This is a genomic window from Litoreibacter arenae DSM 19593 (genome assembly GCF_000442275.2).
GTDB classification, from domain to species: domain Bacteria; phylum Pseudomonadota; class Alphaproteobacteria; order Rhodobacterales; family Rhodobacteraceae; genus Litoreibacter; species Litoreibacter arenae.
Map to the genome: position 1 here is coordinate 870,464 of NZ_KE557314.1, position 11,275 is coordinate 881,738.

General features: G+C 58.5%; 14 protein-coding genes. 6 read left to right on the forward strand and 8 right to left on the reverse strand.

Translation table 11 applies throughout. From position 1 onward, the window contains the following. Positions 1-66: 66 nt before the first annotated feature. Positions 67-1,305 carry an MFS transporter gene (locus THALAR_RS16570; protein WP_040819122.1) on the forward strand — a complete coding sequence of 413 codons (1,239 nt, stop codon included), beginning with the start codon at positions 67-69 and terminating at the stop codon, positions 1,303-1,305. On the opposite strand, the gene THALAR_RS16575 is transcribed toward THALAR_RS16570, so the two are convergent. The 6 genes from THALAR_RS16575 to mbfA are packed head-to-tail and all read right to left on the reverse strand — an operon-like array spanning position 1,293 to position 6,367. Next, positions 1,293-2,066 (reverse strand): phytanoyl-CoA dioxygenase family protein, encoded by a 774-nt coding sequence (locus THALAR_RS16575; protein ID WP_021102755.1) that lies wholly within the window; start codon positions 2,064-2,066, stop codon positions 1,293-1,295. The two genes, THALAR_RS16570 and THALAR_RS16575, sit on opposite strands and share 13 nt — an antisense overlap. Further along, entirely contained in the window at positions 2,063-2,971 is a 909-nt protein-coding gene (locus THALAR_RS16580; RefSeq protein WP_021102756.1) for an ornithine cyclodeaminase family protein, read from the reverse strand. Before THALAR_RS16580 ends, THALAR_RS16575 begins: the two co-directional genes overlap by 4 nt. Beyond that, complete coding sequence (locus THALAR_RS16585) at positions 2,968-3,588, reverse strand: HAD-IA family hydrolase (protein ID WP_021102757.1); 621 nt, start codon at positions 3,586-3,588, stop codon at positions 2,968-2,970. Before THALAR_RS16585 ends, THALAR_RS16580 begins: the two co-directional genes overlap by 4 nt. Continuing rightward, positions 3,585-4,415 carry an S-formylglutathione hydrolase gene (gene fghA, locus THALAR_RS16590; RefSeq protein WP_021102758.1) on the reverse strand — a complete coding sequence of 277 codons (831 nt, stop codon included), beginning with the start codon at positions 4,413-4,415 and terminating at the stop codon, positions 3,585-3,587. Before fghA ends, THALAR_RS16585 begins: the two co-directional genes overlap by 4 nt. A gap of 11 nt (positions 4,416-4,426) precedes the next feature. Next, positions 4,427-5,350 carry an AEC family transporter gene (locus THALAR_RS16595; RefSeq protein ID WP_021102759.1) on the reverse strand — a complete coding sequence of 308 codons (924 nt, stop codon included), beginning with the start codon at positions 5,348-5,350 and terminating at the stop codon, positions 4,427-4,429. A 42-nt stretch (positions 5,351-5,392) separates the two neighbouring features. Then, positions 5,393-6,367, reverse strand: coding sequence for an iron exporter MbfA (mbfA, locus tag THALAR_RS16600; RefSeq protein WP_021102760.1), 975 nt, complete (start codon positions 6,365-6,367; stop codon positions 5,393-5,395). A gap of 160 nt (positions 6,368-6,527) precedes the next feature. Here mbfA and THALAR_RS16605 point away from each other — a divergent pair, with 160 nt between their 5' ends. After that, positions 6,528-6,794, forward strand: coding sequence for a hypothetical protein (locus THALAR_RS16605; RefSeq protein ID WP_021102761.1), 267 nt, complete (start codon positions 6,528-6,530; stop codon positions 6,792-6,794). A gap of 122 nt (positions 6,795-6,916) precedes the next feature. Next, positions 6,917-7,534: a TetR/AcrR family transcriptional regulator gene (locus THALAR_RS16610; RefSeq protein ID WP_021102762.1), complete on the forward strand. Its 618-nt coding sequence runs from the start codon at positions 6,917-6,919 to the stop codon at positions 7,532-7,534. Here THALAR_RS16610 and THALAR_RS16615 read toward each other — a convergent pair. Together THALAR_RS16615 and THALAR_RS16620 are read right to left on the reverse strand one after the other, a co-directional pair. After that, positions 7,531-8,235, reverse strand: a complete 705-nt coding sequence (locus THALAR_RS16615; RefSeq protein WP_021102763.1) for an NYN domain-containing protein — start codon at positions 8,233-8,235, stop codon at positions 7,531-7,533. The genes THALAR_RS16610 and THALAR_RS16615 overlap by 4 nt on opposite strands. Then, positions 8,235-9,347 (reverse strand): S-(hydroxymethyl)glutathione dehydrogenase/class III alcohol dehydrogenase, encoded by a 1,113-nt coding sequence (locus THALAR_RS16620; RefSeq protein ID WP_021102764.1) that lies wholly within the window; start codon positions 9,345-9,347, stop codon positions 8,235-8,237. The genes THALAR_RS16615 and THALAR_RS16620 overlap by 1 nt, the downstream gene beginning before the upstream one ends. 104 nt (positions 9,348-9,451) lie before the next feature. Between THALAR_RS16620 and THALAR_RS16625 the strand changes: the two genes are divergently transcribed. Genes THALAR_RS16625 through fzlA form a run of 3 tightly spaced genes read left to right on the forward strand, consistent with a single transcriptional unit; the run spans position 9,452 to position 11,249 of the window. Continuing rightward, complete coding sequence (locus THALAR_RS16625; protein WP_040819126.1) at positions 9,452-9,721, forward strand: I78 family peptidase inhibitor; 270 nt, start codon at positions 9,452-9,454, stop codon at positions 9,719-9,721. 55 nt (positions 9,722-9,776) lie between these two features. Further along, on the forward strand, positions 9,777-10,526 hold the full coding sequence (gene mtgA, locus THALAR_RS16630; RefSeq protein ID WP_021102766.1) for a monofunctional biosynthetic peptidoglycan transglycosylase: 750 nt from the start codon (positions 9,777-9,779) through the stop codon (positions 10,524-10,526). 57 nt (positions 10,527-10,583) lie between these two features. Then, a complete protein-coding gene (gene fzlA / locus THALAR_RS16635) occupies positions 10,584-11,249 on the forward strand; it encodes an FtsZ-binding protein FzlA (RefSeq protein WP_021102767.1) in 666 nt (221 codons plus the stop codon). Positions 11,250-11,275 lie beyond the last annotated feature (26 nt).

The window sequence follows — 11,275 nt, forward strand, 5'->3', positions numbered from 1 at the left end:
TTTTCTTACCTGATGTCGCAATATTCCTGAATTGACGCAAACCGGAAATTCGCGGACGGTCGCGCGATGGAAGATACACGCACGCCTCTTTTCACGCCGGTTCTCATAGTCGGCTGCATCATCATGATGCTGGGTTTCGCCATTCGCGCCAGCTTTGGCGTGTTCCAGATCCCTATCGCGGAGGAGTTCGGCTGGCCAAGGGCCGAGTTCAGTCTGGCTATCGCCATACAAAACCTTGCATGGGGTATCGGCCAACCGATCTTCGGCGCGATTGCCGAGAAGCTGGGCGACCGCAAAGCGATCACTCTCGGTGCGATACTCTATGCGGCGGGTCTGGTGCTGTCGTCTTTCGCCATCACACCAGGCGCGCATCAATTCTATGAGATTTTGGTCGGCTTTGGCATCGCAGGCACCGGCTTTGGCGTGATCCTGGCTATGGTAGGCCGCGCGACATCTGACGAAAACCGCTCCATGGCGCTGGGGATCGCGACGGCGGCAGGCTCTGCGGGGCAGGTGTTCGGCGCTCCTGCGGCGGAGCTGTTGCTGGGCTTTTTCCCTTGGCAAACGGTTTTTCTGATCTTCGCGGCGGTGATGCTGCTATCGCTGTTCGCGTTGCCGTTCATGCGCGCACCGGCAGCGACGCGGTTGGAGTTGGAAGAAAGCCTTGGCGGCGCACTCAAGCGCGCGTTCAAAGACCCGTCCTACACGTTGATCTTTCTGGGCTTCTTTTCCTGCGGCTATCAGCTGGCCTTTATCACCGCTCATTTTCCCGCTTTCATCACCGAAGTCTGTGGCCCGATTGCCGCTGGTGGAGTGCTGGCTGGCATGGGGATCACCACCACCTCTGCGCTTGGGGCGTTTTCCATTGCGCTGATCGGTTTGGCGAATATCGGCGGGACTGTTATGGCGGGATATCTGGGCAAGCGGCATTCCAAGAAATACTTGCTTGCAGGGATCTACACGGGCCGCACGCTAGTCGCGGCTTGGTTCATCCTGACGCCGATGACACCCGCCACGGTCATTATTTTCAGTCTCGCCATGGGGAGCTTGTGGCTGGCTACGGTGCCGCTGACATCCGGCCTTGTGGCGCATATTTACGGGCTTCGCTACATGGGCACGCTTTACGGGATCGTGTTCTTTTCCCACCAGTTAGGGTCTTTTCTGGGCGTTTGGCTGGGCGGCAAACTCTATGACATCACCGGCGATTACACGCTGGTGTGGTGGGTTGGTGTGGGCGTCGGCGCATTCAGCGCCATCGTCCACCTTCCTGTTCGTGAAAAGCCGTGGTCGCCTCAGCCTGCGTAAACGACGGGGAACCAGTCTTCGCGTAGCTTGTCACCGGCTTTCATTCCGTGGCCGGGAAACGGCGGAGAGGTGCGGCCGGGCCGCTCGACATAGCGGGCGTCGTCACCGACAAAGCGCAGCGACAACGCCCGCCGTCTTGTGTTGGTCTGGTTTCCGCGTGCGCCGTGGGCCGTGCGATAGTCGAACAGCACCGCGTCGCCCGGCTCCATCGGCCATTCCAGAACCTCGTCGTCGGTGGGGTTCGGCACGTCGATCCATTCATCGTCGGAGGCATAAAAATCGCTGTCATCGGCCCAAGACACGGGTCTCACCATGCGATCCCATTTGTGCGATCCGGCGATGAAGCGCAGGCTGGCCTCGCGCACCGGATCAAGGGGAATCCACAGGCTGACCGTTTGCTTGCCTTCAACAAAGTAATACGGGGAATCCTGATGCCATGGCGTTGGCTTCGGCGTTCCGGGCTCTTTGACAAGCACGTGGTCGTGGAAGATTTGCGCCGTGTCAGACCCCATCGCACGCGCCGCAAGCTCGGCGGCTGGGCTGTCGCGGATAATGCGCTCGAATTCGGGGATGCGTTGCCAGTTGCAATAATCGTCGAAAAAGCGCCCCTCGGTCACGGCGTTTTCGGAGGCGTACTCGCCCGGTTCGCGGATGTTGCGCTCTATGCCTTCGGCCATCACATCGACCCAGTCTGTGAACACGCCACGCACAACGACAGCGCCATCACGTTGGAAGTCGGCAATTTGCTGGTCGGTAATCATCGGTCTCTCCATTGGTCCAGAATGTGGCGGCAGGTCATCAGGTCCAGATGCGCCCCACCGCCATTTTTGCAGATGGTAATGTCGTCGGGCGCGCGGGTGAATGCGTCGGGCGTGTAGAAATCAGCCAGCACGTGATCACGCGAAATAGCGCCGGATGCGATAGGGTTCTTCAGCTCGCCAATGTGGTCCAGCGTCGTATCGAAGCTGTCTACAAACACCCGTGCGCGTTGCATCGCCGTGTCATCAACCTCGCGCATATCGGGGCGGTAGGCGCCGATCAGGTCCAGATGCTGGCCCGATTGCAACCATTCGCCATTCAGGACCGGATCTGTTGCCATGGTCGCTGTGCAGATAATCTGCGCTTCCCTGACGCCATCCTCCAATTCCGCCACACTAGACGCGGCGTGTGCCTCGGCGAACTGGGCCGCATAGTCTCTATTCCTACCCCAAACCACGTATTTTGCGTCTGGGAAGGTGCTGCGGTAGGCGTCAATCATACTGCCTGCAACCGTGCCTGTTCCAACGATCAGGATCGTTTCCGGATCGGGGTTCGCCAGCATTCGCGCCGCATAGAGGCTGTCGCCAGCGGTTTTCCACTTGGTCACCAGATGGAAGTCGATCAACGCCTCCATCTCGCCGGTCTCGTCGGAGAACAGAGAGACCGAGCCGTTGATTGCGGGCTGGCCCTTGTCCTTGTTCACCGGGAAGATCGTTGCGGTTTTGACGGCCTGACCCAGCCCGTCGATCCACGCGGCACGGGACAGCAGCGTGTCCTTGTTACGGTAAAGGAACGTGTCGCCGATTTCGGCCTTGGGCATGGTGTGGCCGCGGGCAAAGGCGTCCATCAACCCGTCCCATGTCAGGACGCTTTCGCCGTCTTTAAAGCCGATTATGTCGAAGGTCATGCGGCAGCCTCTTCCTTGGTCAGCAACCCGTGCGCGATCAAACAATCCGCCCAGCCTTGTGGGCCGTCAAACAAATGCGCTTTCCAGCCGCGTGACAGGGCCATGTCGATATTATCTTTGCGGTCGTCCGCAAACAGCAGCGTGCCGGGTGCGTGGCCGCAGTCATCTTCTACCATTTGGTATATCTTGGGGTCCGGCTTGATGACCTCCATATGCCCCGAGATGTAGCGGCGGTCGAATTCGCCCAAATAGGGGTAAACAGTCTCTGCATAGGCAAAACTGTCGATGCCGAAGTTGCTGAGCGCATAAACCGGCATGTCCTTGGCGCGCAGCGCCCGCAGGATCTTTACCGAGTGGTCAATCGTAGGTGATGCCATTTCGATCCAGTGGTCATGCCACATCCGGATTTCGTCGCGCCAGTCGGGGTAGGCCTCAGCCGCGTCGTAGATCGTTTCCTTGAAGGGTGCGCCCATGTCGACCTTGTCGTTCATGCCGTGCAGGTCGACGGCGGCGAACATTGCCTTGCGGCGCTCCTCACCAATGGCGCTGTCGTAGAACCGCTCCGGCTGCCATTCGATCAAGACATTGCCGATGTCGAAGATCACCGCGTTGATCATGCGTAGAGCGCCTCTGCGTGGAAGGAGATATGATCTTCCATGAAGGTGGACACGAAGAAATAGGAATGGTCGTAGCCCGGCTGCATGCGGAAGATTATTTGCTGACGCTTCGCAGCGGCGGCTTGCGCCAGCGTTTCAGGCTTAAGCAAGTCAATGAACTGGTCCTTCGTTCCCGTGTCGATCAGGATCGGCCCGTCAAACCCGCGATCTGCCATCAGCAAGCTGGCATCATGTCCGACCCATTTCGCCTTATCAGAGCCTAGATACGCCTCAAACTGCTTGCGACCCCAATCCGAGCCGGTCGGATTACAGATCGGTGAAAACGCCGAGACGCTGGCAAACCGTCCTGCCTCACGCATCGCAATCGTCAGCGCCCCATGCCCACCCATGGAATGGCCGGTGATCGCCTGACGGGATGCGTCGAGCGGGAATTTCTCGAACACCAGATCGGTCAGATCCTTGGTGATGTAGTCATACATCTGAAAGTGCGGTGCCCACGGCTTCTGAGTGGCATTTACATAGAACCCTGCTCCCTGCCCCAAGTCAAAAGCCTCATCATCGGCAACGCCTTCACCACGCGGCGATGTGTCGGGAAAGATCAGCGCGATGCCTTGCTCTGCGGCCCAGCCTTGTGCGGCGGCCTTCACCATGGCGTTCTCGTGCGTGCAGGTCAGGCCTGACAGAAACCACAAGACGGGAACGGGGCCGTGCTGTGCCTCCTCCGGCAGGAACAGCCCGAATGTCATGTCGCAGTCACAACTGTCGGAGCGGTGGGAATATACGCCTTGGACCCCGCCAAAGCATGCGTTCTCGGAAATGGTCTCCATGGTTTCTCCTTTCAGCTGACCCAGCCGATTACCAGCGAAACGGTCAGAATGCTAACTGCGGTTGATATGAGGATACTGGCGGATACCCGCGCGGGGGCAACCCCATAATGCTGGGCGATCATGTAGACATTGCCGGCCACTGGCAACGCGGCGGCGGCGACCATGACGGACGCCGCGTATGGCTCCACCGGAAACAGCCACAACGCGCAAATTGCGACGGCGGCGGGATGCAGGACCAGCTTGGAAAATGAGAGCCACGAGGCCACTTGCATCCGCTCTGCCGATTTTGTGGCAAGGGATGCGCCGATGGCGAACAATGCGCCGGGGGTGGCCGCGCCGCCAAGAATGGACAGAAATTCGTTGAGCGGCACAGGAATTGGGGCCTCAGACGCGGACCACGCGAAGCCCAAGATGATCGACACGATCATCGGGTTCTTGATCAGCCCTGTTCCGACGGTTCTCAGCACGCCCAGCGACATGCGCCCGTCGCGTGATCCGGTGATCAGGATCACCACGAGACTGCCGAAAACGATCAGATCGACCGCAAGCACCAACATTACCGGCCCGATCGCGTTTTCGCCCATGAGGAGCACCAGCATCGGCACACCCAGAAAGCCCACATTGCCTATGACACCGCATTGGGCCTCAATCGCGGCTTCCTCGATTGACTTGCGGCGCAGCAATGCGACCGTGGTGACGATGATGTAGACCACGGTCGTCGCGAACAGATAGGCGAGCACGTAGGTCCAATCCAGAGTTTCGGCCAAGGACAGGTTGGCAGAGAACTGAAACAGCATGGCCGACAGGGCAAAGTAGAAGACGAACTTCGTCAGATAGCCTGTCGCCTCGGGCGTGAAGAACTTCACCCGCCCGGCCCAGTAGCCCACGCCGATGACGGCGAAAAAGGGCAGGGTTTTCAGAAATATCTCCAGCATCGCAACCCCCGATAGCACGGCTTTAGGGGTTGCGACAGTGGCTTAGCCGATGCCGATAAGGATACCCGCGGCAAGGACCAGCGCACCGCCCAGAACCACTTGGAACGCGGCGCGGAAGAACGGCGTTTCCATGAAACGGTTCTGAATCCACGCAATGGCCCAAAGCTCGAAGAACACCACGATGATGGCGATGGTGGTCGCCGTCCAGAAATCGGTGATGAGATAGGGCAAAGCGTGGCCCAATCCGCCCAGCGTGGTCATGATGCCAGACGCGAACCCGCGCTTCCATGGCGAGCCGCGGCCGGACAGCTGACCGTCATCGGACGCCGCTTCCGTGAACCCCATGGAAATCCCTGCGCCCACGGAGGCCGCCAAGCCGACCAGAAACGTGTTCCACGTGTCACCCGTGGCGAAAGCGGCAGCAAAAATGGGCGCTAGGGTCGAAACCGAGCCGTCCATAAGACCCGCCAGACCCGGCTGCACCCATGTCAGCACAAACTGACGGTGGGCTTGCCTGTCTTCCGCGTCACGCTCTTCGCTGCCGATGCTCTCGGTCAGGGCAACGGCCTTTTGCTCGTGGCCAGCTTCCGCTGCCGCCAGATCGCCCAGCAGTTTACGCGTGTCTGCATCGGTCGAACGCTTTGACGCCAACTCGTAGAAACGTTGCGCGTCACGTTCCATTTGGGCGGCTTGTTCGCGTATCTTTTCCAGCCCCAGATTTTCGACCAGCCAAATGGGCGAGCGAGCGTAGAAGCCCGCCACATGCTCGCGTCGAAGAAGTGGTATGACGTCGCCGAACCGTGCCTTGTGCAGGTCGATCAGCATTTGCCTGTGTCCGTCTTCTTCAACCGCCATTGCCTCGAAAATTCTGGCGCTGGCTGGGAAGCTATCGCGCAGGCGCTCCGCATAACCGCGGTAAATCCGGGCGTCGTCTTCTTCGGACGAGATCGCAAGTGCGAGTATTTCCTGCTCGCTAAGGTCGGAGAAGCGGCGGCGGAATGTGACGGAAGGGAGCATACGAACCTCTAGTTTAGAATTGTTCTAATGTACGTATTGTACGGGAAAGTTCAACTAAGAAAAGTGAACCGTTCGGTTCATTATTGCCTTGCACAACTGAACGACTCGGTTTAGATAAGTGGAATATGAACCGAACAGTTCACTTTTGAAGGATAGAGAAATGAACATCGTCAGACCCGTCGTATTTGCCGCCTCTCTTGCCCTTGCCGGCCCTGCGCTGGCATTCGGGGGCGCATCGTTCACCTACATGCCCAGCCTTACCTACCCGACACAGGAAGGCGTTGTTTCAAAGGACGCCACGTCACAAGTTTCGCCCTCCTCCACCACTTGTAATGCGCTGGAGCGAGACGCAGATGTTCAACCAGATGCTTGCGGTACCCTGACCAACGCCGAGTTGGTGAAACGCAAGCTCGCGCGCGACGAGTAGCTCCCCGTACCCTATGTCGCACGCAAGGGCGGGCCTTTGGGTCCGCCCTATAAGTTTCAGCTGTTGTTGCCGAAACTGAACTGTATGGTCTATAATCGCACTTAGGGCAGGGAGAGACAGAGTTGGACGGAAATACCCCCGAAATCAAACGTGGCCGCAAATACGATCAGGTGATCGCAGGGGCGCGTAAGGTATTTTTGAACCAAGGTTTCGAAGGCGCCAGCGTTGACCTGATCGCCAAAGAGGCTGGCGTGTCCAAAGCCACGCTTTACAGCTATTTTCCGGATAAACGTATTTTGTTCATCGAAGTTGCAAAGCGTGAATGCGCCGCGCAAGCCGACCGCGCGTTGCAGGTTGATGCAACCGACATCCCGGTGCGCGAGATGCTCACGACGATGTCCTACAAGATGATGGAGTTCCTGACCTCCACGTTTGCCCAGCGCATTTTCCGCATTTGTGTGGCCGAGTCGGATCGCTTTCCAGAATTGGGGCGCGAGTTCTACGCCTCCGGCCCCAAACTGCTTGAAGACCGGCTAAGCCAATATTTCGAACACGCCGTAGAGCGTGGCGAACTGAAGATCGACGATGTGGGTCTTGCCGCGATGCAGTTTCAGGAACTGGTTAAGTCGGAGATCTTTGTGAAAATGATCTTCAACATCATCGAAAAGCCGACACAGGCAGAAGTTGATCGGGTGATCAAAGGCGCAGTGGACATGTTCCTCGCCCGCTACGGCGCCTAGTCGACACGCCGCAGCATCAGCTGGTTGCCCTCCTTGCGGGTCTCGAACCGTTTTAGTTTTCGCACCAGATCGCTCAACTTGGCCTCGCCGTATGTGCGCGTGTCAAAGTCGGGATTGTCGGCCATGATGTACTGACCGACCGGCCCAAGCGGGCACCATTCGTCATCCGTATTTACCTTGCTCATGGCACGGATAATCAGTGGGATGGCCTCGGTTGGATTGGCCTTCCCCGGTGTGCCGGTCTTCGTAGGGGCCGGAGCTTCTATCAGGTTCTCGATCAGGATAAAGCGGTTGCATACGTTCCGAAGTGCCTCCGGCGCCTTGCCTTCGCCAATGCCGATGACGTCCAGGCCCTCCTCCCGGATGCGTGATGCCAAGCGGGTAAAGTCACTGTCCGAAGACACCAGCACGAAGCCGTCGAAACGGCCCGTGTGAAGGATGTCCATCGCGTCGATCACCAGCCCGATATCCGACGCGTTTTTGCCCTTGGTGTTGGCTGTTTCTTGATGCGCAACCAGCCCAAGGCCCCGGATTTTCTCAGCCCATTTCCTGAGCTGCCCGCTTGACCAATCGCCATATACGCGCCTGAGGGCGGGCTCACCGAAGGTGGTGACCTCCTTCAGGATCGCCTCGGCGTGGTCAGCGGGAATGTTGTCGGCGTCGATGAGGACCGCGTAAAGCGGCCTGTCCCTGTCAGCCATTAGTAAACAACGACGGAGCGGATTGATTTGCCTTCGTGCATAAGGTCGAAGCCGTGGTTGATCTCATCCAGTCCCATGGTGTGGGTGATCATCGGGTCGATCTCGATCTTGCCGTCCATGTACCAGTCAACGATTTTCGGCACATCCGTGCGCCCACGCGCCCCGCCAAAGGCGGTGCCGCGCCAGCTGCGACCGGTCACCAGTTGGAAAGGTCGCGTGCTGATTTCCGCACCGGCTGGCGCAACGCCGATAATGATGGACTCACCCCAGCCTTTATGCGCCGACTCAAGCGCGGTGCGCATCACGCCGACATTGCCTGTCGCGTCAAATGTATAGTCCGCGCCGCCTTTGGTCAGGTTGACAAGGTGGGCCACCAAGTCGCCTTCGACCTCGCTGGGATTAACGAAATCTGTCATCCCGAAGCGGGTTGCCATCTCCACCTTGGAGGGGTTCAGATCCACCCCGACGATCTGGTCCGCACCTGCAAGGCGCAGGCCCTGAAGCACGTTCAGGCCGATCCCGCCGAGTCCGAAGACGATCGCGCGGGAGCCGATTTCTACCTTGGCGGTATGAATCACCGCCCCGATGCCTGTCGTTACGCCGCAACCAATGTAGCAAATCTTGTCAAACGGGGCATCTTCGCGCACCTTGGCCAGTGCGATCTCCGGCAAGACGGAGTGGTTGGCGAAGGTCGAGCAGCCCATGTAGTGCAGGATCGGATCACCATCCAAAGTGGAAAAGCGCGACGTTCCGTCTGGCATCAAGCCTTGTCCTTGAGTGGAGCGGATGGACTGGCACAGGTTGGTCTTGGGGTTCAGGCAGTATTCGCATTCGCGACACTCGGGGGTGTAGAGCGGGATGACGTGGTCACCCTTCTTCAAAGACGTGACACCGGGGCCGACATCCACGACGACCCCTGCGCCCTCATGGCCTAAAATTGCAGGGAACAGGCCTTCCGGATCGGCGCCTGACAAGGTGAATTCATCGGTGTGACAAATGCCGGTGGCTTTCATCTCCACAAGCACCTCGCCTTCACGCGGGCCGTCCAGATTTACGTCCATGATTTCAAGCGGTTTGCCCGCTTGGATGGCGACAGCAGCTCTGGTGCGCATAAAATATCCTTTCAATATGTGTTGGCCCCAACCTCGCGCATCGTTCCGCCGAAATCAATCAACTTGAATTTGCCCCTGCGCCAGCAAGTCACTAGATATCCCTAATGCGATTCCTTTTGCCCCTTCTCATGCTGCTCGCCGCCTGTGACGACCAGTTCGCCGACCCCGCCGATTTTGACGGTCAACCCCGCTGTGGTGCGGAGCAGTATTACGACTTGCTCGGCAAAAACGCGTCTGTGCTGGACAAGGTGAACCTGCCCAAATCCGCCCGGGTGTTGCGCCCTGATGATGTCATAACGCTAGATTACAGCCCCGACCGGCTGACCATCGACACCGATCGGTCCGGCCTGATCTCAAGCGTGACCTGCCGCTAGAACCGGCGCGCGGCAAAGTCTTTGCCGTTCTCAGCAATGGGGTTAGAACGACCCTATGGCGAAGGCAGTGAAGAAACCGCAAAAGCGGGTAAAACAAGCAAACCCGAAACGCTCCATCTTCTGGTGGATTGGTATCGTGCCGGTTATGGCCGTGCGCTGGGGGTGGCGGCTGTTTGTGGCATTTGCACTGTTCGTTTTACTGGTTGTCGTGCTCTACGCTTTCGTAAATCCACCCACCACCGCCTATATTTTCTCCGAGAACTGGCGGCTTGACGAAACCCGTCGCGAATGGCGGGATTTCGACACTATTTCACCGCATATGCCCCATGCCATAGTTGCCGCAGAGGATGCGAATTTCTGCAATCACTGGGGTTTCGACATGGCCGCAATCCGCGATGCGCTGGAAGAGGGCGGCGGGCGCGGCGCATCGACGCTGTCGCAGCAAACGGTGAAGAATGTGTTTCTCTGGCACGGTCGCAACTGGACCCGAAAGGCGTTGGAGGCCGCGATTACGCCTGTCGTAGAAGCCGTATGGACCAAGCGTCGGATTCTCGAAGTCTACATGAACGTGGCCGAATTCGACGAAGGCGTCTTCGGCGTGGGTGCCGCCGCGCCGTGGTATTTCGGCGTAGACGCCAAGGATTTGTCGATGAGGCAGGCGGCGTTGCTTGCGGCGATCCTGCCCAACCCCAAGGGCCGTTCCGCCAAGCGCCCATCGGCCTTCGTGCAGAAACGTGCGCGCTCCATCGCGTCCGGAGCGGCTACGATCCGCGCGGACGGGCGCAACGCGTGTTTCGATGGTTGAAAATTCCAGCTAAGGTTGCCATGACAGGTCGATAGCTTTCACCCATTGGATACTGCGATGAACCGCCTCTACCACGCCACGCTCTCTCCGTTCTGCCGCAAGGTGCGCCTTGTTCTGGCAGAGAAGAAGGTCGAAGTTGAACTGGTGGAGGAGCGGTATTGGGAGCAAAGCACCGACTTCATGCAGCGCAACCCGGCGGGCAAGGTGCCGATCCTGAAGATCGACAGCCAGACGCTGAGCGAAAGCCAGGCCATCTGCGAGTATCTGGAAGAGGTCATTCCCGAGCCGCCCCTGCTCCCCAAGAGGCCCGAAGACCGCGCCGAAGCGCGCAGGCTCGTGTTCTGGTTTGACGACAAGTTTCATCAAGAGGTCACGTCGAAGCTGCTCTATGAGCGGGTGAACAAGAAGATCATGGGCCAAGGCTATCCCGAAAGTCGCAACGTGAAACTTGGCGCACAGAAGATCAAATATCACATCGACTATATGGGCTGGCTGCTGGACCAACGCCGCTGGCTGGCAGGCGATCAGTTGAGCATGGCGGATTTTACCGCTGCCGCTCATTTCTCCTGCCTCGACTATATCCGTGATGTGGACTGGAACCGGAACGCCAACGTCAAGGACTGGTATGCGAAGATCAAATCGCGCCCTGCTTTCCGCTCCATCCTTGCCGATCAGGTGCCGGGATTCATCCAGCCGCCGCACTACGCGGATCTGGATTTTTGACCCTCAAGGACCAGCTGCGGGATAAG